This window comes from Paenibacillus sp. KS-LC4 (assembly GCF_036894955.1).
GTDB lineage: Bacteria > Bacillota > Bacilli > Paenibacillales > Paenibacillaceae > Pristimantibacillus.
The window spans coordinates 3896251-3922974 of sequence record NZ_CP145905.1; the positions used below are offsets into that span (position 1 = coordinate 3896251).

General features: G+C 45.7%; 19 protein-coding genes. 2 read left to right on the forward strand and 17 right to left on the reverse strand.

The window, feature by feature from the left end:
- Nucleotides 1-78 precede the first annotated feature (78 nt).
- Nucleotides 79-1563, forward strand: coding sequence for an ABC-F type ribosomal protection protein (abc-f, locus tag V5J77_RS16365; protein ID WP_338551899.1), 1485 nt, complete (start codon nucleotides 79-81; stop codon nucleotides 1561-1563).
- A 141-nt stretch (nucleotides 1564-1704) separates the two neighbouring features.
- On the opposite strand, the gene V5J77_RS16370 is transcribed toward abc-f, so the two are convergent.
- From V5J77_RS16370 to V5J77_RS16425, 12 genes are all read right to left on the reverse strand, one after another.
- On the reverse strand, nucleotides 1705-2238 hold the full coding sequence (locus tag V5J77_RS16370; protein ID WP_338551900.1) for a MarR family winged helix-turn-helix transcriptional regulator: 534 nt from the start codon (nucleotides 2236-2238) through the stop codon (nucleotides 1705-1707).
- Nucleotides 2239-2270: 32 nt separating this feature from the next.
- Complete coding sequence (locus tag V5J77_RS16375; protein WP_338551901.1) at nucleotides 2271-3080, reverse strand: lysophospholipase; 810 nt, start codon at nucleotides 3078-3080, stop codon at nucleotides 2271-2273.
- 176 nt (nucleotides 3081-3256) lie between these two features.
- On the reverse strand, nucleotides 3257-4045 hold the full coding sequence (locus V5J77_RS16380; RefSeq protein WP_338551902.1) for a metallophosphoesterase: 789 nt from the start codon (nucleotides 4043-4045) through the stop codon (nucleotides 3257-3259).
- Between the two features lie 133 nt (nucleotides 4046-4178).
- A complete protein-coding gene (locus V5J77_RS16385; protein WP_338556855.1) occupies nucleotides 4179-5126 on the reverse strand; it encodes a carbohydrate ABC transporter permease in 948 nt (315 codons plus the stop codon).
- A 16-nt stretch (nucleotides 5127-5142) separates the two neighbouring features.
- Nucleotides 5143-6054: a sugar ABC transporter permease gene (locus tag V5J77_RS16390; protein WP_338551903.1), complete on the reverse strand. Its 912-nt coding sequence runs from the start codon at nucleotides 6052-6054 to the stop codon at nucleotides 5143-5145.
- Nucleotides 6051-8603: a DUF5696 domain-containing protein gene (locus V5J77_RS16395; protein WP_338551904.1), complete on the reverse strand. Its 2553-nt coding sequence runs from the start codon at nucleotides 8601-8603 to the stop codon at nucleotides 6051-6053. The genes V5J77_RS16390 and V5J77_RS16395 overlap by 4 nt, the downstream gene beginning before the upstream one ends.
- 16 nt (nucleotides 8604-8619) lie before the next feature.
- On the reverse strand, nucleotides 8620-9246 hold the full coding sequence (locus V5J77_RS16400) for a YIP1 family protein (protein ID WP_338556857.1): 627 nt from the start codon (nucleotides 9244-9246) through the stop codon (nucleotides 8620-8622).
- Nucleotides 9236-10699: a hypothetical protein gene (locus V5J77_RS16405; RefSeq protein ID WP_338551905.1), complete on the reverse strand. Its 1464-nt coding sequence runs from the start codon at nucleotides 10697-10699 to the stop codon at nucleotides 9236-9238. The genes V5J77_RS16400 and V5J77_RS16405 overlap by 11 nt, the downstream gene beginning before the upstream one ends.
- A gap of 16 nt (nucleotides 10700-10715) precedes the next feature.
- Complete coding sequence (locus V5J77_RS16410) at nucleotides 10716-11585, reverse strand: carbohydrate ABC transporter permease (protein WP_338556860.1); 870 nt, start codon at nucleotides 11583-11585, stop codon at nucleotides 10716-10718.
- An 8-nt stretch (nucleotides 11586-11593) separates the two neighbouring features.
- On the reverse strand, nucleotides 11594-12553 hold the full coding sequence (locus tag V5J77_RS16415; RefSeq protein WP_338551906.1) for a sugar ABC transporter permease: 960 nt from the start codon (nucleotides 12551-12553) through the stop codon (nucleotides 11594-11596).
- A gap of 16 nt (nucleotides 12554-12569) precedes the next feature.
- Nucleotides 12570-15467 carry an extracellular solute-binding protein gene (locus tag V5J77_RS16420; protein WP_338551907.1) on the reverse strand — a complete coding sequence of 966 codons (2898 nt, stop codon included), beginning with the start codon at nucleotides 15465-15467 and terminating at the stop codon, nucleotides 12570-12572.
- A 95-nt stretch (nucleotides 15468-15562) separates the two neighbouring features.
- Complete coding sequence (locus tag V5J77_RS16425; protein ID WP_338551908.1) at nucleotides 15563-16984, reverse strand: extracellular solute-binding protein; 1422 nt, start codon at nucleotides 16982-16984, stop codon at nucleotides 15563-15565.
- 340 nt (nucleotides 16985-17324) lie between these two features.
- On the opposite strand from V5J77_RS16425, the gene V5J77_RS16430 reads away from it, so the two are divergent.
- Nucleotides 17325-18020, forward strand: a complete 696-nt coding sequence (locus V5J77_RS16430) for a helix-turn-helix domain-containing protein (RefSeq protein ID WP_338556862.1) — start codon at nucleotides 17325-17327, stop codon at nucleotides 18018-18020.
- A gap of 120 nt (nucleotides 18021-18140) precedes the next feature.
- Here the strand turns inward: V5J77_RS16430 and V5J77_RS16435 are convergent, their stop codons facing one another.
- From V5J77_RS16435 to V5J77_RS16455, 5 genes are all read right to left on the reverse strand, one after another.
- On the reverse strand, nucleotides 18141-19172 hold the full coding sequence (locus tag V5J77_RS16435) for an endo-1,4-beta-xylanase (RefSeq protein WP_338551909.1): 1032 nt from the start codon (nucleotides 19170-19172) through the stop codon (nucleotides 18141-18143).
- A 34-nt stretch (nucleotides 19173-19206) separates the two neighbouring features.
- The gene (locus V5J77_RS16440; RefSeq protein WP_338551910.1) at nucleotides 19207-21906 is read right to left on the reverse strand and encodes an endo-1,4-beta-xylanase; all 2700 of its coding nucleotides are present in this window, start codon (nucleotides 21904-21906) and stop codon (nucleotides 19207-19209) included.
- A gap of 285 nt (nucleotides 21907-22191) precedes the next feature.
- On the reverse strand, nucleotides 22192-23181 hold the full coding sequence (locus tag V5J77_RS16445) for a glycoside hydrolase family 43 protein (protein ID WP_338551911.1): 990 nt from the start codon (nucleotides 23179-23181) through the stop codon (nucleotides 22192-22194).
- 113 nt (nucleotides 23182-23294) lie between these two features.
- Nucleotides 23295-24938: a helix-turn-helix domain-containing protein gene (locus V5J77_RS16450; protein ID WP_338551912.1), complete on the reverse strand. Its 1644-nt coding sequence runs from the start codon at nucleotides 24936-24938 to the stop codon at nucleotides 23295-23297.
- Nucleotides 24931-26673: a histidine kinase gene (locus tag V5J77_RS16455; RefSeq protein ID WP_338551913.1), complete on the reverse strand. Its 1743-nt coding sequence runs from the start codon at nucleotides 26671-26673 to the stop codon at nucleotides 24931-24933. Before V5J77_RS16455 ends, V5J77_RS16450 begins: the two co-directional genes overlap by 8 nt.
- Nucleotides 26674-26724: the final 51 nt, after the last annotated feature.

Sequence of the window (26724 nt, forward strand, 5' to 3'; positions counted from 1 at the left end):
TTTGCTGTATTTTTTGAGCTACAAGAAGGGTAACTTTCTTGTAGCTCTTTTTATTTTTTACAAAAGGGGGAATTTGTCATGGCCTTGATTAAAGTGACGAACCTTACATTTGCCTATGAAGGCAGCTACGATAACATCTTCAATCAGGTTACCTTTCAAATGGATACCAACTGGAGGCTGGGCTTTACGGGGAGGAATGGCCGGGGGAAAACGACGTTTCTGCAACTGCTGCTCGGCAACTATGAATACAATGGCACCATTTCTGCCGATGTCGGCTTTGAATATTTTCCATTCGCTATCGAAAATAAACAATACAATACGCTCGATATCATCGACCATATATGTCCGGACTATCAGCATTGGGAGCTCCTTCGCGAGCTTTCCCTGCTAAAGGTGTCGGAGGACGTTTTATACAGGCCGTTCGATACTTTGTCGAATGGGGAGCAGACGAAGGTGCAGCTTGCTGCCTTGTTTCTTAAAGAGAACCGCTTTCTGCTCATAGACGAGCCGACGAACCATTTGGACATTCATGCCAGAAAGCTGGTCAGCCACTATCTGAATGCCAAAAAAGGCTTTATTCTGGTGTCTCATGACCGTGCATTTCTGGATAACTGCGTCGATCATACTCTGTCGATTAACAAAACTGGCATTGAAATTCAGAGAGGAAATTTCTCCGATTGGTGGGAAAATAAACAACGGCAGGACCAGTTCGAGATGGCCGAGAACGAAAAGCTGCGCAAGGACGTCAAGCGGCTGAATGAAGCAGCACAACGAACAAGCAGTTGGTCACATGAGGTAGAGAAAACGAAAAACGGCACCCGAAACTCCGGCTCCAAGGTAGATAAAGGGTACATCGGTCACAAGGCCGCGAAAATGATGAAGCGCTCCAAGACGCTTGAGCATAGACAGCAGTCGGCGATTGACGAAAAAGCCCAGCTTCTGAAAAATGTCGAAAGCTCAGAAAGCCTCAAAATTTCGCAATTGGCCTACCATAAGAATCAGCTGGCTGAGCTTGACCACGTCTCCATTCAGTACGGCGAAAAGACGGCTTGCCGCGACGTCAGCTTCACGATCGAGCAAGGAGATCGCATTGCGCTTGCTGGCCCGAATGGCTCTGGAAAATCAAGTCTGCTCAAGCTGATTTATGGCGAGGAAATCCCCTTCTCTGGAACGCTGCGCAAAGGAAGCCAGTTGAAAATTTCCTATGTATCGCAGGACACAGCGCATTTGCAAGGCCATTTGTCAGCTTATGCCGCAAGCCATGGCATCGACGAAAGCTTGTTCAAAGCGATTTTAAGGAAGCTGGATTTTTCGCGTATTCAATTCGAAAAGGACATAGCCTCCTTCAGCGGCGGCCAGAAGAAGAAGGTGCTGATCGCTAAAAGTCTTTGCGAGCCCGCCCATCTGCATATTTGGGATGAGCCGCTCAATTTTATAGATGTCATCTCCCGGATGCAAATGGAGGAGCTGCTGCTGGAGCATGCGCCAACGATCCTTTTTGTAGAGCATGACAGCGAGTTTTGCAAGCATGTCGCGACCAAGGTCGTGGAATTGGAAGGCTAGCTGATAACGCGCGCAAGCTGTTCAGATAAATCAGGCTCCAATAAATAAAAAAAGAACTTCCCCTCAAGCCATTTTGCAGCCTGAGGGGAAATTCCTTTTGAATAGGGATGAATAACCCAACATTCACATGTAGCAGCGAATTTACTCCTTTATTTCATCCACTATCGTATCCATTTTTATTAGCTTGCGCGGCACTTGTTCTTTTTCACCATACCATAGCAGCACATCAGCTAATAAATCTAAAATGCGAATGAAGTTATCCTTGTCTGCCTTTGACACCTTGTCAGCATACTGAAAAATCTCATCGAAGCAAATTTGGCGGACAAATGCCGTGTATTTTGTATACACCTCGCGCCCTTCGGCAGAAGGCTTTACATATATATCTTTGCGGTTGCCGCTTAAACGATATTTCTCCAATAAGCCTTTTTCCTCTAAATTTTTAACGTTTTTGGAAAAGGTGCTGCGGCTAACGCCAAGACGTGCTGCCATCTCCGACATTTTCTCGTCCTTGTCCTCAGCCTCCAAAATATATTCCAGCGTCTGAATTTGCGAGGCAGAGAACATCACATCTGTTCCATAGCTGCGCTGTAGCTTATAGGTGTTTGAGTAAGCATTCCCGTACTTAATGATCTTCTCAATAAGGGCTCGATGGTTGCCCATCCATTCTAATTTCATCGGTAGCCCCTTTCATCTTACAGGTACAAAAATCAGATTCGTTGCTCCAGCCAAGCGATGGCTTCTTCAATGACCTCGTCGCGACTTGGTTCGTTGAATATTTCATGCATGAGATGCGCATAAATTTTCAACGTTTTATCTGTAGAAGCAATATCCCCGTAAAAATCACGGGAATCCTGTTCGCTTACGAGCCCGTCATTCGCTCCGTGTAGCACTAAAACGGGATCAACAAATTTCTCTGCATGCTGCTTCAGCCACTCTACTCCATCCCCTAGGCAATTGAATAGATCTACAGAAATTTGCTTTTCTACTAGCGGATCATTGGCGTAAGCGGATACAACCTCTGGATCACTGCACACTCCGCTGCCAAGCTCATTTGGAAAATACGTGCCCAATGGAAGCGCTAGCGGCAGTTCTCCGGCAACCTTCGTATGATAACGCGTAAGCGCTCCAGATAAAACGATGCCTTTTACTTTGCCTGGATATTTGGTTCCAAAGGAAGAGGAAGCAAAGCCTCCCATACTATGTCCGATTACAAAAAGAGGGATATCGCCGGACTCTTGCAAAGCCGCCTCAACAATGACATTTATATCGTCAATCATGTGATGAAAATCGTTGTAGAGGGTACGCGGACCTTCTGAGCGGGCATGGCCGCGATGATCAAAACGATAGACATTGAATCCACGCTTATTTAATTTTTCCGTCACATAATCGTAGCGTCCAGCATGCTCGCATAAACCATGAACGATGACAACTGCGGCCTTTGCATCACTGACCTTATTTTTACTGAAATAAAGCTTTGTACCGTCAAAGGAGGTGATCGTCGTTTCAATAATGCTCATAATCATTCCCATTCCTTTCGCTGCGCCCAAGCACATAACAGATAAAACCTACCAGTACTGAGCGTTTTTTAGTGTGCGTAATGTTTAAAAGCCATAAAATTAATATTCTATTAAAATAATATTGTTTCTTACAGAAACAATATTATCACCATCACCGCTTTTTGTCCACGCAAAATTTAAGCGCTTTCAAAAAAACGACCTACTTTGCCATTGACCAGCTCCAGGCAATTGAGCTGTCCTCCAAAGGAGCAACCACCGTCAATACCTATTTTGTCGCCGCCAAGCCAAATCGCATAGGAGCCGTGAATATCCTTTGTAACCGTATGACCAAAGACAACTACCTTTTCCATACGAGTTTTGTTCCTATAAAACTGCTCCTTGATATACAGCAAGTCATGAGTACTCTGCTCACATAATTGGGCTACTGAAGGGTTTAGACCTGCATGGACGTAGATGTAATCGTTATCCTCGTAATAGAAAGGAAGCTTTTTCAAAAAGGCTAAATGAGAAGCAAACTCCCCCAGCATCACATCTCGCGCTTCCTTCAAATGCTCTAAACGATTGCTTCTAGTTGTCCTACAGTAGCTATGTAACGTTTCGCTGCCGCCATGCTCAAAAAAACGGGTTATATCTTGCTCACTCGCCCGATTCTCCATCACCCTAACAAAACGATGGTCATGATTGCCTTGCAATGCAATTGCCCCCTGCTCTTGGACTAAATGCATAACTAATTCAACGACCTCTTTGCTTTTCGGGCCTCTACTTACATAATCCCCTAGAAGAATCAGTCTATCCTGCAAGGAACGATATTCGATTTTTTCCAAGAGCTCTATAAATTCGCGGTAACAGCCGTGGATATCGCTAATGACCAATGTTCGTTCCACATTCATAAGATTTAGTTGTCTCCCTTGTATGCATTTTTCTCTTTTCAAGCCATTTTCAACAAGTCTTGTATATAATACCACGTAAAACCTTTCTTCAAAACATCATGAACTATTGTGCTTACTTTAAAAATATAAGAATAGAAAAAGCACCTAGCGGGATCGCCAGCATGGAGCTGATCCCGCTAGATGCTTGCCTTTCATTTGTTCGTATTATTTAGCCAACAAGTCCTGTCCGCTCAATACTTTCGACAAAGTAGCGCTGCACAAACAAATAAAGAATAATGAGCGGCAAAATCGCGAGCAGTATTCCCGTATCCTGCACCATGCTCAAGTAAAACGGGTCTGCTTTGGAGGAGGCACCGTCTTGGAGGAAGATGGCTAAATTATAGGGCAAAGAGGACAATTGGGTAGACATCACCTTGCTCGATGTCAAGTAGGTTGTCGTAAAGAAGCTGTCGTTCCACTGCCATACGAAGGAGAAGAGCAACACGGTTACGATTGCCGGCATCGCATTTGGCAGCATAATTCGTAAAAACGTCTGCCCGACACCCGCACCATCCATATAAGCGGCCTCCTCAACCTCCTTGGGCACGCCTCTAAAAAATTGGCGAAAAATAAAAATATACAGCCCTGCTCGCAAGGAATTGGCTGTTATGGAGGTTAAAATAAACGGCCAATACGTGTTAAGCAAATTAACAGATTTCCCAGTCAATAAAGGAATCAAGCCCATTAAGGTAAAGTCCTTCAGGTTCAAATACACGGGAATAAGGATAGTCGTAGGCGGTACCATGATCGTTAAAATGACGCCGCCAAAAAGCAGCTTGCTCCCTTTAAACTTAAGTCTTGCAAATGCATAGCCCGCGAGCGCACAGGAGGCAGCCGTCAGCAGCGTCGTTGTCGATGACAGCGCAAGCGTGTTCAGCAGCGTCTGCCAATAATCCATAATGGCTATAGCCTGCTTCATATTATCCAGCGTATAATTTTGTGGAATCCATATGACAATCGGTGAGTAAAGATCTGTCTTTGACTTTATCGCTGTTGAAATCTTTTGCAAAATGGGATAGAGGATAACGAAGGATAAGCCTGCGATTAAAGTTAAACGAACGATGGACCACAGCCATCGCTTCCAGCTTTCTAACGATAATAATCGGGCCATTATCAAGGCATTCACGCTCCTTTTAGTCTTGGTAGAATACCCTTTTAGATACAAAATACGAGCTGATCAGCAAAATAATCATAATTGCCAGAAAGTAGAGCCAGGCCATCGCTGAGCTGAGGCCAAAGTTAAAGGTGGTAAAGCCCGTCTCCCGAATCAATTCCGTCATATTGTTCCTTGAGAACGAGTCGATAATCGTGTAGATCATATTGACTAGAATGAGCGGGCTGACCATCGGGAACGTAATTTTCCAAAAGGCTTCATAGCCGGTAGCCCCCTCCATCTTGGACGCCTCATAGAGCTGAGGAGATATCGTCTGGATGCCCGCCAAGAAGATCAAGAGCTGCACGCCCGACTGACTGACAATTTGATAAATACGGTCAACTGCCCCCGTAAGATATAGGACAATATCTTCATGAACTCCTGCATCCAGCATTAATCCGGCAAGCTCATAGGCGCCAAACGCATTGATGATGCTGGAGCCCGCATTTTGGTCATTGACGGCTTGAATCAAGCTTGTGCTCTCCAGCGTCATAATAACTCCCGAGGCCAAAATAACAGGCAGAAAAAAGATCGACCTTGCAATAGCTCTGCCGAAAAACTTCTGATTCAGCAATACAGCTAAAAACAAACTGAATATAACGATCAACGGTACGTTTACGACCATGTCCACAATCGCTTCTGTCAATATGCGATTAAAGCTCGTATTAATCGTCAACGCCTCTACAAAGTTTGAAAATCCGATAAATTGGATGCTCAAGCCCTCCGAGTTAGCTGTTATAGAGCTAAAGCTGTAGCGTAAGGAGGAGAGCAGCGGAATGAAGAAGAAAAAGACAAATCCGAGCACCCAGGGCAGTACAAAAATAAAGCCTAGAAAAGCCTTCTGCTGTGCATATGTCCGCTGCTTCAATCCGAGCTTCATTATAAGCTTCAAGAGCGCTCACCACCCGTAATATAGCTCTCGGCTTCTACCGTCCTGCCCTCAACCGTCACTTGAGTACGGTTATAATTTACAATGACGTATATTCCATTCTCATAAACCGTCTTAAAAACACCTTCATCCAGCTTGTCATGCGCGGTAATCCGCTCGTTTCGAACGCTCCTCAGCACGGCGTTCACTTCGTGATAGATGTCCGAGGCTTTATCTAGCCATAGCTTGTAATTGACAGCATAGAGATAATCGTATTCACTATCCTTTACCTTATAGTTCGGCTCGTAAATCCATTCGAAGTAAACACCCGCTCCATATTCCAAATTTTTCAGCACATATTGCTTTTCATTCGTATAAGCGGAAAGATTATACGGCGCCCCGGCGTATTCTATAAATCCACGAATGACCATCTGATAGAAGGGGATTTCTTCATCCTCAAGCTTAAATCCGCTGCCAGACAGCGGTGCATTCGTAATGTCGGACAAATACGCCAGCGCATAGGCATTTCCGCCGTTAGCCATCATGAGCAAATTTCCATCTCGAATTTTGCCCAGCGCCTCGCCCGATATAGTTTCGGACACCGTTCGATCAATTTGTCTATTTTTACGAAAATCGCTATTCAATTGATCGGCCAAATCCTGCAGCGCGAGGCCTCCAAGCTGAAAATTACGAATGCCTTTGAGCATGGAATCCGTATAGCCCGGTACGAGCCGTGGGGATATGACATAGGATGGCGATTTGGTTCCATCCCGTCGATTGAGTGCCCGATCAAGCGGATATAGCGTGGCAGGAACCTCTCTTAGCGTTCTTGAAGCTTCATCGGACTCATTGAATCCTTCTCCTGTAAGCGCAGTCAAAACGGCAACCTCCGGGTACAGAGAAATCCCCTTGCTTTGAGCAAACGCCACAAATTGCTGCAATCCCTTGCTCCCCCCGATTTCCTCATCGACCTTCATATGATCCATGACCTTATGATCAAGACCGTTATTGAACCAGCCAGCATACTTGAGCTTAATATCGTTTATCTCACGCTGCTGCAATTGCTCGACAATGATCTGCGCTTGCTCGAATGTCGTAAGCGGTTCAAGGGCCCGGTAGGGAATGCCCACGAAGTGCTTCTGCTTCGATATGCTTCCTACTAGCTGCAAATAGAAGGGCGTATTTACTTTCGAATCGTCAGCCTCGCGCTTAAGTAACCCATTATTTTTCTCCAAATATTGCTGATAATAATGGGCCATTCCTTGGTAAGAGGCTTGCTTGCCACTTAGAAAAGCATAACGGATCGTATAATCGCTTTTCATCGGATTTTCTTGAAATTTTGGGAGAGAACGCTGCTGCCCATTCCCATCCAGATAAACGGTTCCCTTATTGATCACATAAAAATTCGGATAAACATAGTTGTAGCTGTTCAACCTGCCTCCAATGTCCGCGTGGATAGTAGCAGCAGCAGCCCCCTGCTCAATGATCCCAAGAAAAGCTCCGCTTTCCCGAATGATCCCAAACACGGGGAGTCTCACCTTTTGTTCTCTAGCTGCATTTTCTGTCCTGTCTATCGTTTGATCCGACCCGTAGACAGGCTGCTGATAGGCCGGATATTTGGTTTTTCCATTGTTAAAGTGGATAAGGGCACCGGAACCGTCCGGAACGAACAGGGAACCGCCCTCATCCTTACCCCCTGCACCAAAAAAGCTGAGGAGCGAAATCGTGTTCACGGGATATTCCTCGGGATAGCGGATGCTGGAAACGGGAATTTTGGCAACTAAGCTGTCCTCATCCAGCGTATATTCAATCGTTGCTTGAAAAATGCGCGCGGCGGGCTTCTCCTGCGTAAATTGAAGCTCGGTCATGTCCTCCTGCAGCTCCGCTTCTGTATAACCCGATTTCTCCAATGCGGCGAGCGCCCGCTCCAATTGAAGCCCGTTTAATGCGCTGTCATTTCTTCTATAGACCGCTTTTTCCGCATCCTCCTTATAGGCAATGAGAAATGCTCTTTTTCCTGATTTGTCCAGCCTGCTCGATAATTGCTCGAAGCGGGCCTTGCTTAGCATTTGAGGTAAATCCTCTGCTGTTTTTGCGCTCGTGCCAAATTGATAAGAAACGCTGATCCCACTCGGAATCTCTGTGACATTGATCTGTTTATGGGCAACACTGTCTGTGTAGGAATTAATAGAGTTGATCTGGCCGAAGCTGTTATAAAAATCAATTTTTATTTGAGAGGACAATAAATCCTTGTTTACTCCCGTAGCAAGTGAATCCGAGTCTCGATCAAGCGGGTTGCTGTTCCATATTTCACCCGTATGTTTAATAAGAACCGCTATCGCCCCAGTCTGATCCTCTACGAATAACCGCAGTTGCTCGTTTTCAGCTACTCCCTTCATACCGGCGACACGAGAATCCGTGAAAGCAGCGCTTAAGGTCTTGCCTTGGGTAAAAACCGGCAAAGCCTGATTACCATCCTCCCTATGCTCGCCAGATGGCGTAGCGGAGCAGCCTGCAAGGATCATCCCGCTCAGGAAGCATGTGATCAACAGGGCTTTTTTGGCTATATTCATCTCTATGCCTCCTCCCTTAACTTCTCAAAACCATTTCTTGATAGATAACGGATATAAAAGCCAGCATCTGTTGGATTAAGCTAAAGAACAATAAGCTTAAGAAGGCCATAAACCCCATAGCTGCAATCGTCAAAATGATAGTTCCAATTGTTTTGGACGGGGTATATTGATGAACTGTCATATTGCCGACAAAGAGCAGAAACACGCACCAAATCATGGCGATGCTGCTGGAAAAATGATAAAACGCCGTCTCCTGCAGCGAAATGAAATTGCTCAACAAAATCCAAGGTAGATGGATTATAACGAACGGTATTAATGCAAAGCATGTTGAAGTAAAGATGTCGACAAACTTCCCTTCCCCATCCATTAAGGTCGTCAGCGACCAATTGGCCACACACCAAAACAATACAGGAACAACGACATACAAAATCTCCATAAAGCTGTTCAAACCATTTGGATTAACGAGGTTGACTACAAACCCGCTGTACTGGCTCTGCATAATATTGGTCACAGCAAGCAAAAACAAAATCACAAAAGAAATGACGATATTCGCCTTTTGATTGCGGTCATATTTTAGCTCCCAATAGCCATTAAAGGGATGCATAATGAGATAGAAAGGGTATTTGTACAGCTCACTGTTCAATGGAGGCAATCTGGCGTCCCCCTTTCTTTTTTCGATACTTTTTAATCAACAAGGCAACGATCACAAGTCCAAGCATCCCCGTCATAATCGCAGTAAAATGCTCCCGCAGCACTTGCTTGCGATAAAGCAGGAACGCCTTCGAATAGCCTTTCTGATCCATACTTTGTTTAAAATATTGCATAGCCTCGCCATAATCTCCCTGCCGAATCAGCGCTTTGCCAATTCCCGCGTAGGCGAATTCCAAATTTGCATTCATATTGATCGTCTGTTGAAACAACTTATGGGCCTGCTCTTCATCGCCTTTATAATAAGCCCTAACCGCCTCATTTAAGGTGCGACCGTATTCCGTTGATTGAAATACCGTGATTTCACCAAGCGCCTTATCTAATATAAGGTAATCATCACCAACACGCTCAAGTGCCACTGGCGTATGGAATTCACCCAATTGATTGCCTAGCCCGCCGAAAACATACATAAGATGTCCGTCGCCATTGTAGGTGAAAATTCGGCCTCTATTGGCATCCAAAATGGCGTATATCTCGCTGCCTGCGACATCAATATCGACCAATCGGGTTGGACCATCAGCCGTCATAAAACGAATATCTCCTTGTGGAGGAAAATAACCTTCCTCCCTTAAAATATCGCCGCCCCGTGCATTTAATTTTCTGACGTTATTTTGCATTTGACTATTTGTCGCATAGAGGAAGCCTTCATCATTAATATCCAAATTGGAAAACTCCGTCGGCGTGAACATGACCATCTGGCTCCGCTGCGCTTGGGTGGACAGCATTTTCCAAAAATACTCAACTGGGCTGAAAGACACACGGTTTGCGCCAATAAATGATGTGAATTCGCCATTTGCATTAAATTCCATAAATCCGTCGAAAACACCAATTGCCATCACATAGACTCGCTGCGCCTTATCCACGACAACTCTTACCGGCTCAAATTTAAAGGAATCTTGCAGCAGCTCCGACTCGGGCGACTCGATAACCTTCACCAGCCTGTCGTTTTGATCAAGATGAACGACTCTTTGATTTCCTGTATCAGCTACGAACAGCTGCTTCTCATCCGTTACGAATAAACCTTGAGGACTTTGGAACGTTTCCTCCTTGCCCTCATGGACGTATGAAGTAATTACTCGCACCAGCTCAAATTGCTGATTCAGAATGACGACACGATTATTGCCTGTATCAAGCAAATAAATCTGCTTATCAGCTGTAACATGCAAATCGCTCGGCTCCTTTAACGCTCCAATCCCCATGCTCTCGCCGTGCCATAAGCTTGTTGCTTTGTAGGCTGCTGGAGCGGCTACCGTATTCCCCCAAAAGGAATAATTGTAAGCGCTATCATCCTCCGCCGCCTTGGCGATCGTTCCTCCCATGCCCATGCTTATGAGGCAACAAAGCACAATGAAAAGGTATACCTTCGTCTCTAATCCGCCTTTCAACATCCTGCACGACTCCCTTCTACTCTTTCATTCCGGAAGTTGCCATCGTCTGAATGACGCTGCTCTGGGAAATGATAAACAGTGTGATCGGAACTACCATCAAAATTAGCGCGACTGCCGCACCGACGCCAGCTCTGGCAATTCCCCCTTGCGTAATTTGACCCAAAGCATAATGCAGCGTCTTTAAATTTTCACTATAGATAAAGCTGCCCCCATCGGTTCCCCATAACATAGGAAACTGTAAGATCATAAGCGTTAACCATGCAGGCTTCACATTCGGCATGACTATGCTCCAAAAAATCCGGTATTCATTAGCACCATCTATTTTTGCCGCCTCCAGCAAAGCATCCGGTATTTGCTCCATGAATTGCTTCATGAGGAATAGTCCTAACGGAAAGGCAAGTGACGGTATAATAATCGACGCATGCGTGTTAATCCATCCAAGCCAGGACATCACCATATAGTTGGGAATTGCCGTTACATGCCCAGAAAACATTAAGGACAGCACCACTATGGAGAAAAGCGTCTTTGATCCCAAAAATCGGTATTTCGCCAGCGGATATGCTGCGGCCGAGGCAAGAAAAATATGGCCGGCCGTACCTATAATGGTAATGATTATCGTATTTGCAATATATCGCGTGAGCGGTACCCACGAATTGCCCATGATCGCCACCAGGTCAAAAAAGTTATCCAGCGTCGGATTGTTCACAAATATACGTGGCGGGAAAATAAACAGCTCATCGAGCGGCTTAAATGCATTGTTCACGGCATAAATCAAGGGCATAGCCATAAAAGCGCCGAATAAGGCCAGTAGCGCGAATAGCAAAAAGCTGACGAGAAAGGAGCGATTAAGCTTTTTGGGCGTCCGAAGAACCGCAATCATTTTCATGGCCAACGTCACTCACCAACCTTTCGCAGCATTTTCTGTGTCAGCATATTCGTGCCTATCATAATGATAAAAAGTACCGTTGCAATGGCCGAAGCATAGCCCATCTCAAAGCGAATCGAGCCATAGTCCATCAGGTGAGTAACTACCGTATGCGCAGCATAGTTAACGCTTGGAAAACCAGCCAGCGCAATCGAGATGTCCGCAACCGCGAAGGCACCGGTAATTTGCAGGACGGCCCCGAATAATAGCTGCGGCCTCATAGAAGGCAGCGTAATAAACCACAATTCCTGCCAACGATTGTTAATGCCATCAACGGCGCCCGCCTCGATCAACGTCTGATCAATCGTTTGCAGGCCCGCGATAAAGGCGAGAAAGCTCGTGCCCAGGCTCAGCCATAGCTGGACGAGAATGACGATCGGCAAAATATATTTCTCATTGGTCAGCCATAAAATCGGTTCCAGCATAAATCCATATTTGATTAGAAATCCATTTAAATAGCCGTAGCTATCTCCAGAAAATACGATCAACCAAATAAAAAACACATTGCCAGAAATGGATGGCGCATAGAAAATCAAGGTCATGACTGCACGAATCTTCGGTGACAGCTCATTGATGATCCATGCAAATAGAAAACAAGCGATATAGCTGACAGGGCCGGTAATGACCGCGAACATAAAAGTATTTTTCAAGGCAATCATGAATACATCGTCGTTAAGAAACAGTCTTGAATAGTTTTGCCAGCCAACAAAACGCGGAAATTCGAGCACATTAAAATAAAAGAAGCTCAGGCCTAAAGAGAATACGACTGGAATGACCGTAAATGAAAAGAAAATAAGCATATATGGACTCATCAAAATATAGTGATGCTTGTTTCTTTTCAGCTCCTTTAACGTATGTGCCCATTTGGATGTTTTCGTTGGCTGGATGAGCTTAGGAATGGTTTTACCTGTTGCTGTTTTAGCCTGCATCGGCTTTCACCCCAATCTAGTACGGTAAGTTGAATTCCTTTCGCTTAATAGCAATTTCATCATTAATGTACAAAATATAATCAGATAACGCCTCGCGTGGATTCTCATTTCCATTGACGACTTTTCGGAAGGCATTATCCAGATGCCTGCCCGTGAAATAGCCGCCTGGAACCTGCGGAATTCCTCTCACCCACTGCCATTGGCTCTCTAAATTTTGGTAGTCCTTTATCGGCCAAGGCAATTGCCCCAGCGCCTCCATATTTGCTGTCGGATAACGTGCAGCTTCACCCATCAGCCCTTCCATCTCGCGTCCGTAAGCCACTTGGGTGTCCTTGTCCGTCCACCACTTCATAAATTCCCATGCCGATTCCTTGTCTTTCGCATTCTCCAGCATCATCACTGCGGTTGTATGGCTTGCAACCTCATGATTGATCGAGCCGTTCTGCTGCTCCATGCCGGGCACGATTGTAAAGTCCCATAGTCCTTTAATTTCCGGCGCCATAACCGTCAGTGCATTGTAGGTCGTATAGTCCGCAATGCCAACGGGCATCTCTCCCGTCCGAAAGCGATTAGGGAAGTCCGCCTGCAAAGGGAACTTGTAGTTCGTATAAAACTGCGACCATCTCTTGAAGGCCTCCATCGCTATCTCGGAATCCAATGCGCTTTTTTTGTCCTCATCCCGATAGAACGCTCCGCCATTTTGGTACAGCAGCATCGCGAAAGTCGCGTTCGGAACGAGGTTCGCGTTATTCGTTACTGCCTCAATAGGCAAATAAATCTCCATATTATGCTTTTGAAGAACAGAGATCATGCTGTATAATTGCTGCCAGGTTTTAGGGGGCTTCAATTCCAGCTCCTCCAATATATCCTTGCGATAAAACAGCATGGGAAATGTCTGCTGCTCCGGAAGAGCATACACCCCGTTGCTGTACGCATACGGTTCCAGTGCGCTGTCGCGGAATCGAGAGGCTACCTCTGTAAAATCAGCGAAGCTCGATAAGTCCGCCGCGGCGTTCCGCATCGCATAGTTGACGGGGACCTCTTCGCCAATTTGCATGGCAACGTCCGGCCCCTCTTCAGCTAACGTGGCTGGTAGAAGAATGTTGCCCGGAACGAGCCTGAGCTTCACTGAAATATTCGATGCTGATGTAAAGGAATCGTCAATCAAGCTTTTCAGCACTTGCGCCTGATCCCGCCCTGTCGTAATCCAGACGGTTATGGAATGCTGATTTTCTCCTGTATTTCCAATGCTGTCATAGTCTTCGGTATAAGAGGCTATATAGCCACCAAGCTCGTGCTTGAGTCGACCAAGCGCCGTCGCCTCCGCCTGAGGGAGCTCTCGATCTGGCGAGGAGACAACCAAATAATCAAGCGTCAGCGGTTGTTCACGTACGGTCAAAATCCATGTTCCAAGACCGCCGACATTAATTTTGAATGCATTCAAGCGCCTCGCGACGGTTTCCGGTTTATCCACCATTTCTTCCAATTGACGAACCATCGTATGCAGAACCGCTACTTTGTCGCTGCGCTCCCCCGTTGCTTGCTCCAAGTAATTAGCCACGCGTTGTATCGTTGCCGCTTGCTCCTGAAACACCTTCGTCATCTCCGGTATTCGCTTCTCCAATTGATAATCGCGGTACGGGTCCGGTGTATTCGAGGTAATCATCAATATTTTCCGAAACATTTCATTAAGCTGCAAAACGCTGGACTCAATCGTTCGCAGCAGCGGCGCAATTTCCCCAAGCGAAACCTCCATCCGAATTCGATGCGTACCTTTCGTCAGATGGAATAAATAAGGCTCTGCTCCTCCGAGTACGTTCATCTGCCAGTTCATATCGAATTTAAACGGGATTCGCTTCATTTCCGTAAACGGGTATTGCCCGTCAATCATCAGGCTGCGTGTGCTGTATACGCCCCGAAGCTGATCCTGCTTCCTCTTAAGGGCAATTTGATACAGACCCTCCTCCTCCACCTCAACTTCCCACTCTATCCATTGCCCTGGCAGCTTCCAATTCAACCCGCCAATTGTATTGACTCTAAGCTTGGAAACATCGTACGGAACAACCGACGAGCTTGATCTGTCGATAAGCGGGCTTAAGGTTGGAGACGACTTCAACACCGCCTCTTCCGCCTGGATCATCACGTATTGCTCTTTAACAGGCGCTAAGCCTGCGGCTTCATATTCTTTTTTGACCTCCGCATACGCTTTGGCCGCTTTCTCCTGATACAGCTCGATATAATCAATAGCCATCGGCTCCCGTGATGACGTCAGCGACAAGGTTTGCTGCCCTTGGTCAAAATAGAATAAATACGGCTCGTCATAATAACCGCCGCTGTCCGTTAAAGTCTTGAGCTGCCATGCCGGCTTCTCGACCTGTCTTGGGCGCAGATCGTTTCCTCTGTCGTCCCTTCTTATAGCTTCATCCAGATTGCCCCATAGTCGGTTGAACAATAGCATTTCCGCACCCTTGAACGGTACTTTATCATTAATGGCAAGCTGCCTTTCAATCGCTGAGCTTTTCCCCTCTATGGGGTAATAATGAATTCTAATGTTATACAGCCCCGATTCTGCCATCTCCATATTCCAGCTAATGGTTCCAGCCTCCGGCGTAATGACCGCTTTGCCATCCAGCCCTTCAAACCGATCTGCCATTTCAAAGCCTTCGCCAACCGTTTTCGAGAAGCTTTCTCCTTCGATTCGAATAACCTGAGCCGGGCGCTGGGCAGTCGAATAGCTTTTCAAATAGTCGTCATAGCCTCCCTTGACATAGGTATGTTCTCCCATCTCAAAAGCACTCATAGCTTGAACCGTACCCCTATCAGCTTGATTTTGAGGATTAAAGCCCCAAATGGACAAAAAAAATAAAACTAGAGCAAGTATAGCGATTGCATATTTCTTCGCTTTGCTGTTCAATTCTTCTCCCCTCCTGCTGCTAGAGATCAAATATTTCGAACAGCCCCCATTAAAAAATCGCTCAATAGGGACTGTTCAACCTTCGTCAGGAATCGCTATTTTTTATACACTTCGTCAATCGCAGCTTGAACATTCGCTTTATATTTGCTTATCACGGTAGATACCGAGTTTCCAGCCATAAGGTCGCCTATTATTTCGTAATATGGCAATTTCGGGAATGTATTGTGATCGAGAACCAGCATGCCTTTTCCGGAAATAATGGCGTTCTCGATATCATCCTCATTCGTAAAGTTGCTCTCCAGCGTAGCTTGGTCCGGATAATCATAAAGCGAATCGACATCGTTTATTTTTTCCCAAATGTACATGAGCTGCTCTGGATTCTCGACTTTTTTGGGAATCGCCAGAGACTGGAAGAGAGCTTCTCCAGCATGATAGGCGGAAGCACTCGGGCCTTTAGGGAAGGGAACGAAGCCAATGTCAAAATCCTTCATATCATTGTTGAGTCCTCCTATTTCCCAAATGGCGCCCGCATACATCAGCGTGTTGCCTTGACGGAAAAATTGGCCAGGCTCTGTCCAATCTCCGCCTTCCGTCGCTCTTGCAACCTTCTCGGTTGCCAAACGGGAAATGAATTGAAAGGCTTCAACCGTTTTGGGATCTTCTAAATTTTGCTTATCTCCTAGAGTAAGACTTGCTTCATTGGAGTACAGTGCTTGAACCATCAGCGAGCCTTGTGCAAGTCCCCATCTATCCAGCTTCCCATCGTTATTCGTATCCTTGTTGGCGTCCTTGGCCACTTGAATGAATGTGTCCCAATTCCAATTATCTTCATTTACATATTCCTGAAGCGGCTTAAGTCCCAGCTGATTCAGCAGCGTGCGATTATAAAAAACGCCACTCATAAAATCAGACTGATTTTCCGTAAAGCCATAGCCTCTCCCCTCATACTGCATAAACTCATTTGTAACCTTCTGATTGAATACCTTCGCATTTTTCGTATACTCATCAATCGGCCAAATTAAATCTTGCTGGACCAATGCCGGAATCATATAGGCTTTACCCAGTCTGACGATATCGCCAAGTGGCTCGCCCGCCACCAAAGATGCGACCACTTTCTGCTGATACTCACCGTAGTCAACAGCGACATATTCCACTTTAAAATTATGCTTCTTCATTAGATCATCCAGGTTTTTCTTGCGCTGAATGTTGTCCGGGTTGTCCTCGGGTATCGTCATATCCCACCACGATACGATTTTGATCACTCGTCCGCCCATGTCAAAATCCATCTCTGGCGTCGACTGTTCATCTCCAGCTGACTCACCAGCCTCATTACCCTCGGCAGGGTCAGCGGGATCAGTCGTTTCCGAGCCCTCGTTAACGCTTGCCTCTGCCGTTTCCTTATTGCTGTTACCATTACTGCTTCCAGTGGCATTACTTGCTGCATTCCCGCTGCATGCTGCTAGTGTAAATATCAACATTAAGCTTAATAAAAAGATTGACAGTTTTCTTACTGGCATATAGATCCCCCCTAAAAATGGATTACACAAAAAGTGTAGCGCTTACATTTATAGGCAACAACCTGCCTTTATTTAGATGAATCACCCTATAAGTTATAGATTTAAATGAATCCGCTTACTTGTTGTACCACCACTTCTTACAAATGGTAAACAAATGGTTGAGGGATAAAGAAATGCACGTTGTGAAGAAGCCGTACGTTGAACATAATGGAAACATAATTACTTCATTCGTATGACCATACATCCGAAGCCTATTATCAAAAATGAAAGTGAGGTTCTAACCGTGTATAAGGTATTGCTTGTTGATCCAATGATTCATTCGAGGCAGAAGACGCAGAACATGCTGGACTGGAGACATTTAGGTTTTATCATACAAGCGTATGCGGGCAATTCCTCGGACGCTCTGGCTTTAATGGATAGGGAGTCCTTTTCTCTTATTCTCATCAATATTAAAAACGCCCAAGCAGATGGTATGCTGCTTTGCGAGCATATCCGCCGGCAAAGCCGCGTTTCGATTATTCTTTTGGAGGGGAGCGATGATTTCCAGTTGGCTAGGAAAGCTTTGTCCTTTCAGGTAAGCGATTACATTTCACAGCCTGTTCAAGCAAGCGATTTAACGGCAAGCTTACTTGCTGTAAAAAAAGAACTGGAAGCCCTCGCTAATGATCATCAACCGTTACATGAATCGCCTGGCCCCTTTAAGCGAAGCAAGCAGGGCAAGTCGATTATTGATATCGTAAAAAAATGCGTGGAAGAAGAATTGCACCTTAACATTACACTTAAAAAAATATCGACCTTATTGCATTTCAACTGCGCTTATCTGGGTCAAAAGTTCAAAGATCACGAAAACATGTCGTTTAATGAATACCTCCTTCAGCAACGAATGGAAAAAGCAAAGCTGCTGCTCGAAAAAACGGATATGCGTATCTATGAAATTGCGAATGAGGTTGGTTACACTGAAATAGATTGGTTCTACAAAAAATTTAAAGCGTATACAGGAGCCAGTGCGAACGAATATAGAAAGCAAATTTCTTAAATTGATAGCTGTCATTGCGAGCACAAACGTACAGGCCAGCTTCCCTTACATGAGGAAGCTGGCCTGCTGCATGTCTATTAACCTTGTATATTCATTACCTGTAAAAATTACTAAGTACTACTACTCTGTTGCACTTCTTGCAGACAAATTGACAACCTCGTAATAAGCACCTTTCGGCTGCTGCTCCGTATCAAACAATAGCGGCCAATTTTTACGGCCTCTTACCGGGAAATAATCCAGCCAAGTATAGTCGTCTGCCGCTCCCCAAAACGTAACCCCTGTCAGCACATCCCTATACTCGCGGAACAGCTCAAAAAACTGGCGGTAACGTTGTTCCTGCTGATGCAGCATTTCAGCTGTCGGTATCGCGATATCCGTACGTCGGTCTTCAAAGGCGAAGACCGACACATCCATCTCAGTAATTTGCAGCTTCAAGCCAAGCGATGCATAACGCTCGATTGCCGCGCGGATATCATCCAGAGATGGTTCTGTTAAATTCCAATGTCCCTGCAGCCCAATACCGTGTATCGGAGCTCCCTGTTCAAGAAGCGTCTTGACGAGCCGATAAATTTTCTCGCGCTTCGCCGGATTGCACTCATTGTAATCGTTGTAGAACAACAGCGCCGCCGGGTCAGCTTCATGGGCAAATTGGAAGGCTTTCACCATGTAATCGTCGCCAATGCCCTCTAGCCACCTCGAAGGCCTCAGCCATTCATCCCCTTCGTCGCTGACCGCTTCGTTGACGACATCCCAGCAATAGCTGGTATCTTGGTAACGCTGCATAACCGCCATAATATGCGCCTTCATCCGGGCAAGCAGCGTTTCCCGTTCAGCTGTACCGCCGTTCCCATCGTCGAACACCCAATCCGGTGTCTGATTATGCCACACGAGCGTATGTCCGCGCAGCTTCATGCCATGCTCTCTGGCAAACTGAGCAATCCGATCAGCCGCCTCGAATGTATACGTGTCTTCTGTAGGGTGAAGGCTCTCAAATTTCATTTCGTTTTCCGCCGTCAAGCTGTTGTAGTGCTTGACCAGCAATTCACGTTGACTAACGATGGTGTGATCATTAACCGCTGCACCGATCAGAAAATCATTTTTGAAGCTTCCCGCCAGACTATCCGCTGAATTCAAATGCTGCTTCTCTGTCATTTTTCTGCCGCCTCTCGTTTTTTCTATGACGATGCTATTTTCCCTTCGCGCCCGTCAGCTGCAATACCCCAAAGCCGAATGCGTTCTGGTACGACTGTCCAGACCGATCATTCCACATGGCCACGCTATCGCGGCTTCCATCGCCATCCTCGTCATTATTGATTTGTACGTCAAAACCGATCAATTCCCCGGCTTTTGGCGCCTTGCCAATCCATGCGATAGATGCTTCCACTACATAACCATTCGCCGTCCGCTTCGTAGCCGAGATTAGATTTTTACTTAGTGAAGCCGGGTTGACACTTTGTTCATTATCGAAGTTGATTCGATACTGTCCGTCATCGGAATCATAGCTGCTGCTCGCCGCATTATTCTGGTCGATGAAAATTTCCACCGAATCCTGCTCCCACGCATTCGCGCTCTTTTTCGACAGCAGCGAGTCAGTCACCTCGGCCAGCACATACAAACGTTGACCGTCCCATAACGTTCTGACCTTAGCCTTCGATCCGCTTGATCCATTGACCCAGCGCTCGGTCATGATTGATTTTGCATTTGCCCATACCGCATCAATGCTGCCATCAATGACTGGCGTACCTTTTACAGCTTTAGTGTGCTGAGGTCCTTCAACCAGCTTCAAAATACCGAATTTGGACGTATCTGTATCCTGCGAATTCGTCTTGTCATTCCAGGATGCCTTCGTCACTGTGCTGCCAGACTTATCGACCATTCGCACATCGAACCCAAGCTCCTTTCCTAGCAGCCCTTTAATAGGAAGCGCAGCTTCAATGCGGTAGCCGCCTTCTGTCTTGACCGCTTTATAATTCACGGTTTTATCCTTATTCTCTCCACTGCGCTTGAATGTATATTTTTTATCATCCGCCTCGTAAGTCGTAGTCTTGCCATTGTTACTGTCTATATAGAGCTCGATTGCATCACTGCCATTCGCCGTTTTATCCAGCACATCAACCGATACATAAAGCTGCTTCTTATCCCAAAGCGTCTTCACCTTGGCAATTGCACTGCCATCCTTCGAGATGGATACGAGCGGCGCTCTATTCCAAACCTCTTCCAGTTTGCCGTCGATCTTCGCCGTTCCCTCCGCTGCCGTTGCTTGCATCGTTTCGACGGGCACCTTGCTCGGATCGACGAGCGCCCAGTACGCGAATTTCGCCTGAAGCCGCTCATCGAACAATAGCGGCCAATTATTGCGCGTGACAGGGAAAGTACGGAGCCATGAATTAAGATCGTCCTTGCCCCAGAAGATTACGGCATTGAGCTGATCCTTATGCTTTTTAAACACATCGAAAACTTCCTTGTAACGATTTGCCTGCTTAATTTGCAGCTCAAGCGGAAATACATCATAGGAGTCACTGTCATTCGTATAAGCACTCATATCAAGCTCCGTGACCTGCTGCTCAATGCCAAGATCCCGGAACGCCTGAAGCATATCATCAAGTGACTGAACGGACGGGGACGCAATGCCAATATGTGTCTGATGGCCGACGCCGTCCACAGGGATACCCTTGTCTTGCAGACGCTTGATTAAATCATGCAAATCTTGTCGCTTTTGAGGAATATCCGTGTTGTAGTCGTTAATAAACAGCTTGGCCTGTGGATCTGCAGCATGTGCATATTCGAACGCCTTCTCGATAAACTCCTCGCCTGCAATTTGGTACCATAGGCTGTTGCGCAAACCATTCGGCTTCTGGTCACCGGAATCAAGAACCTCATTCACAACGTCCCAAGCATAGATTTTGCCCTTGTATCTGCCTACTACCGTCTCAATATGCCGCTTCATTCTTGCATACAGCAATTCCTTACTGGCAAGATTGCCTTTCTCATCGTAGAACACCCAATTGGGCGTTTGGGAATGCCAGACGAGCGTATGACCGCGTACAGCAATGTCATTGTTTACAGCGAAATCAACGATTTTATCCGAGCGTGTAAAATCAAATTGACCTTCCTTCGGCTCGGTAGCATCCCATTTCAGCTCATTGCCTGCGGTTAGACTGTTAAAATGCTTCTGTAGCAGCTGTGCATCTGGGCCGGTGGCATCTTCGATTTCATTTACGAGCAAGGAAGTGCCCAGTAAAAAATCATCGGCAAACACATCTTTTAGAGCTGGAATATCCTTTTCAATTTCAATAGGCAACGCATCTGGAACGAGCGCAATAACAACATCGTCCACATTGAAGTCAAGCTTCGCATGATCTATGGACTCCAAATAAACACCTATAGTCTCAAACGGATGGAGCAAGCTGTACGCGCCCGTTAGCTTCACCCAACCGCTTTCTGTTACTGTCTTGGCAGCAACGGACTCATAAAACATATCCCCATTCGTTTTCCGCTCGATCAGTATGGAGACGGACGCATCAGGCGTTCCCGCAGGCAGGCGAACCCAAGCTGATAGCTCATAGGATTTGCCGACCTCCATAAACGAGGCTAGATTGAGCATTGGGCCGTTCCAGCCCTCCGTTCTTCCTGTAACCTGAAGACCAAATTTTCCCGAATGGGCAGCCGAGGCAGCAGCCGTCAGGCTCTCTTTGCCGCCGCGTCCATACCACCCTTGTGTAGTGCCGTCTTCGAAATCCGTCGTCAGCTGTTTAACTTCACTTGGCTGCGCTGTGCTAGCTTCCGCATTCGTCTGCTTTGGCAGCACGCCAATCGATAAGGACGTTACCATCAAAATAGCAGCCAGTAACAACGAAATAGAGTGTTTCAGTCGATTCTTCTTCATTTAAAACACCTTGCCCTTCAACTTATATTCCATTAAGCTCCCTATTGGGGCGTGTCATGGCAGCATTTGCATTCTTTGCAAGTATAGCGTTTTCATTTTGAGCCAACTACCCGTTGATCTTTGTGAATTTACCTGTCAAATTATAGGTTTAGTCTTATCTATCTATGTCGAAAGCTGCGCTCTAAATAACAAAAAGACCGCAAATCCCAACCAAATGGCAGGGGTTGCAATCTTTTTGCTTCTTTATACCTACTTACTCGTTATTATTTAATCCTTGCGGTCTAGCTAGCTTTCCGTCGCATAAGGATCAATGGTTTGAATCGTACCATCCTCATTGTAATGCAATTCCGTAAATTTAACACAGCGTTTATGATTGACGCCTTCGGAAAGGGAGCTGTCGTGATAGAACAAATACCATTTGTCTTCAAACTGAACGATAGAATGATGAGTTGTCCAGCCGATTACCGGTGTAAGAATCGTCCCTTTAAACGTATAGGGCCCCATCGGGTTACGGCTGACCGCGTAAACCAGCTTATGCGTAGTCCCTGTTGAGTACGACAAATAGTACCAGCCATTATATTTATGCACCCAAGGTCCCTCGAAATATCTTCGCTCCTCATCACCAGCTAGAATCGGGCTTCCGTTTTCATCCAAAATCGAGATTTCATGCAGCTCGCCTTGAAAAGACAGCATATCCTCGCTCAGCAATGCGACACGCGGACCGAGCGCTGCCTCCTCTGCCTTCGGACCTTCTGCGTCCGGCTCAAAGACGCCGTTTTGCCATTTTTCCAGCTGTCCTCCCCAAAGGCCTCCAAAGTAGATGTAGGACTTATCGTCGTCATCCACAAATACAGCCGGATCAATGCTGAAGCTGCCCGGGATGTAATCTGGCTCTGGAGTAAAGGTCCCCGCAGGTGTCGCGCTTGTGGCTACGCCAATCCGAAATATTCCTTCATGATCCCGAGCGGGGAAAAACAAATAATACGTATTGTTCTTATAGGCAGCATCCGGCGCCCAAAGCTGCTTAGAGGCCCAACGGACATCCTTTAGATGCAATACCTCGCCATGGTCTACGACAGCAGCTTCAAAATGGTCTAGGGACAACACATGGTAATCCTCCATTGCGTATTGATCCCCATTATCGTTGTCAGGACCATCATGGTCGAGATCATGTGACGGGTAAATATAGATTTTGCCTTCAAATACGTGTGCAGAAGGATCTGCTGTAAAAATATGAGTAACCATTGGTTGATTTGGTACTGGTGCATTAGACATATATATTTTCCTCCCAGTTAAGCTCATTTTAAAGTCATAACAAAGTCATTTCGAAGTCATCTCAAGTTACATGGCATCATAACGAAAGCGGAGAAGCAGCACGTGAATTAATTTTACCGATTCCCTCCGTTTACAAGGAAGCTGTCGCGGTATTCTTGCGGCGTTATTCCCGTCGCCTTCTTAAAAAAGCGCGTAAAGGAATGAGCCGCCTCATAACCGACAGCAAAGGATACTTCTCGAATTTTAAGCTCCCCGTTTCTTAGCAGCTCTCTCGCTTTTTTCAAGCGGCAGCTATCTATGTACTCGGATAAATTCACCCCTCGCTCCTGTTTAAAAAACCGGGATAAGTAAGATGGGTTAAAATAGTTGATTTCTGCCAGCCGCACTAAGGATAAGTCCTCACTTAAATGTTCTTCAATATAACGACAAATACGGTCGATTACACTGGTTGTCTGCTCTAGCTCGCCGTTATATTTAACTTTGAATAGGCGGTCGGCAATGACATGCAAATAGGCAATCCCCTCCTTCATAGATGAATGCTCATCAAGACGCATCAGTTTTCCATAATCACCAAGCTGGTGGTAAAGCCCCCAGCGATTAATGGAAGAAAGCAGAACAAGCGCGATAGAATAATAGCTCTCTATTGCTCGGTGGACATTGCATGTTGGATGCAGCATGCCCGCCGTCATTTCCTCCACTACCTCGTAAAACTTCTCTCTTCTCCCAGCTTCAAGATAGGCTTCCATCAGCTCTGTTTTTTGAGCAATCATACTGTCTTCTTTCCTGTTTGCAGGCTCAAGCTGCTCCATGCGATCTGTTAAAATAATGGACAAGCCGTCGGTAATGGTCATTTGATGCAGCTGACGCAGTCTTTCATATTGCTGCGATACCGCTTCCCATTCACAAGAAGCACCACTTATAGTGAAGGCAATCGTTAAGCCTAGCGATTCCAAGCATGTCTCCTGAATGAGCTCAAGCGTGCCTTCCAAATAGCGAATTAAATGACTATAAAACCTTTCCTCGACATGCTCAGACGGCTGAAGCAGCCATAACAAGTTGCCATGCTTATCAACAATCCCAATATGTCGCGTCAGCTCTGACAAGTAGGAATGTCCGATCATTCTGGCGGAATTTACAATCTCGCTTCTATCGGAGTAAGGAGTCTCAGCTGGATATGACAAATGACCAACTACCATCACAACCGGAATTAACGGACTCAAGTCGATGTTCAGTTTGCCAAATTCCTTAACCAACACCTCTGGATCATGGCAAAGAAGATGGCTCTTTTGCAAAAGATGTCTAATATACTCTCCTTGTGCCATAAATTCAAGCGCATACATCTGTTCACGGGATCGCTCGACTAATGCACTCAATTGATTGTTTTGATGGATCTCTTGCATCACTTCTTGCACAACTTCCGTAACCTTCTTATAGCCTTCCGTCTTCAATAAATACCGGACATTCGACATTTGAATCGCCTTATAGGCATACTGAAATTCACTATAGCCCGTTAGGAAGATGATTTTGCACCGTGGCCAATACATCTGGATTTCATCAGACAGTTCCAGGCCGCTCATGCCTGGCATGCTAATGTCAGTAATAACGATGTCGATTCGGGTACGTTGCAGCCAATTAAGCGCTTCTTTACCAGAGTATGCTTTACAGACATCCAGCCTATCTGGCATCCATCGCTGAAATACTTCATATAACCCATCCGTAATGATATCCTCATCATCCACAACTAACAGTCTAAGCAATCTCATTCTCCTCCTTCAGCTTGATGCGAATGACGACCTTGAGACTATTCAGCTCGCCTTTAGACAGAAGCAAGCCGCTATTTCTTCCATACGTTAAAATAATACGCCTGTGAATGTTCATCATGCCCGTCATTTCGTAAGACTCTGTCGTACTGTCTAGCCGATTTTGCAAGGCTTCGATCTCGGCATCGCTCAATCTATTCCCATTATTCTCCACTATAATCCGGGCCTCATTCTGATCCAGCTCAAAAGCAACACGAAGCAGCCCATCTTCCGTCATTTTCTCCAAGCTATGCTCATATGCGTTTTCGATAATAGGCTGAATGATGAGCCTCGGCACTCGGATATGCTCCATTTCCTTTGGCAGCTCATCAAACTCCACGCGAATCCGTCTTGAGAACCGGAGCTTCTGAATTTCGGTGTACATGCGAGAGTGTCTCGTTTCCTCAGTCAGCAGCACATTATCCTCCCCATTACGGGTAATGAATCTAAAATATTCCCCTAGCATATTCGTAAATTCTTCAATACGCTCGGTATCTCCCGTTCTGGCTAATGAATTGAGGATGAAAAAGCTGTTATAAAGAAAATGGGGATTGATTTGAGATTGAAGCTGCTTGAGCTCCGCCCGCTGCATCATCAGCTTTTGCTTAAAATCCTGATCAATGAGTGCCTGCAATTTATTCAGCATTTGGTTAAACCGATTATACAAATAGCCGAACTCATCCTTCTCTTCGTGCTCAATATGAATATCCAATGCACCTCCTTCCATTCGCCTAAAGCTCTGAACGAGAAGCAGCAATGGTTTATGAACGAATTTATAAGTTGAATAAGAATAAATAGCGATGGCAATGAAGGTCATGATCGCAAATAGCCATGCCCAGATTACGAATTTGCCCAGCGGCTTGCGCACCGTTTCCTCGGGCAAATACGAAGCAACGGTAACGCCCAATTTATCAGAATGTGCTTTATCTATATGATACTTTTCCCCATCAATAACCAGCCTGGTTGTGCTGGCCTCTTCTACTTCTCTTATATCGCCTTGAAGCCTTTCACTTAATTCCTCGTCGCTCATCAATACAAATCCCGTCGCATCCGAAATAAGAAAAGATCCGCTTTCTGGATATATATTGACTTGGTCCAGCGCGTATCTCAGCTTTTCCCTATCCAATTCAATTTGTATGACGAATAGCGGCTCCTCTCCCTTCTTACCGCTATATTTGGAGGTGCTAAGATGCAGGGTGTTCTCCCACTTTACAAGTCGCTGCTCGCTCCTGCCCATACTGAAGCGAAAGTAATTGTACTTATCAGCGTCAAGATCAGAGATCGCATTGCTAAACGAGATTGTTTTGTTAATAGGACGGATATGTACATAAACATCCTTAATATATACACTGCTATTTTTAAGAGAAGTTAAGCGCCGGATCAAATAATTTAAGCTCGCTTTTTTTTCAACATTGTTCATCATCTCCCACGTAACCACGAGCCTATTCAATTCATTATCTTCCAGCAAGTCGAACTCCTGCAGCTCCATCCATTCGATTTCCCGATTAAGAGCTTCCAAATAATTGGTCAATTGTGCTTCAGAAGTCCTCGACAGGCCTTCGCTGGCATTTTTATAGCTCCAATTATACAAATATACGCCTAACAGGATAATAGGAAGAATGACAATGAGATAAATAATGACCTGTCGCATGAATATCGTATTACGCCAAGAATGAGCGGGAAATTTAAGCAAACTAAATCCTCCGATGCTGCTTTTATAAGTCGTGAGCAAGTGTTGTATCTT

Bases quoted from the DNA above. Each gene is read 5' to 3' on its own strand.
- V5J77_RS16405 (WP_338551905.1), bottom strand. From the start codon at position 10,699: ATGTTGAAAGGCGGATTAGAGACGAAGGTATACCTTTTCATTGTGCTT.
- V5J77_RS16415 (WP_338551906.1), bottom strand. From the start codon at position 12,553: ATGCAGGCTAAAACAGCAACAGGTAAAACCATTCCTAAGCTCATCCAG.
- V5J77_RS16425 (WP_338551908.1), bottom strand. From the start codon at position 16,984: ATGCCAGTAAGAAAACTGTCAATCTTTTTATTAAGCTTAATGTTGATA.
- V5J77_RS16395 (WP_338551904.1), bottom strand. From the start codon at position 8,603: ATGAATATAGCCAAAAAAGCCCTGTTGATCACATGCTTCCTGAGCGGG.
- V5J77_RS16375 (WP_338551901.1), bottom strand. From the start codon at position 3,080: ATGAGCATTATTGAAACGACGATCACCTCCTTTGACGGTACAAAGCTT.
- V5J77_RS16445 (WP_338551911.1), bottom strand. From the start codon at position 23,181: ATGTCTAATGCACCAGTACCAAATCAACCAATGGTTACTCATATTTTT.
- V5J77_RS16410 (WP_338556860.1), bottom strand. From the start codon at position 11,585: ATGAAAATGATTGCGGTTCTTCGGACGCCCAAAAAGCTTAATCGCTCC.
- V5J77_RS16370 (WP_338551900.1), bottom strand. From the start codon at position 2,238: ATGAAATTAGAATGGATGGGCAACCATCGAGCCCTTATTGAGAAGATC.
- abc-f (WP_338551899.1), top strand. From the start codon at position 79: ATGGCCTTGATTAAAGTGACGAACCTTACATTTGCCTATGAAGGCAGC.
- V5J77_RS16435 (WP_338551909.1), bottom strand. From the start codon at position 19,172: ATGACAGAGAAGCAGCATTTGAATTCAGCGGATAGTCTGGCGGGAAGC.
- V5J77_RS16440 (WP_338551910.1), bottom strand. From the start codon at position 21,906: ATGAAGAAGAATCGACTGAAACACTCTATTTCGTTGTTACTGGCTGCT.
- V5J77_RS16430 (WP_338556862.1), top strand. From the start codon at position 17,325: ATGCTGGACTGGAGACATTTAGGTTTTATCATACAAGCGTATGCGGGC.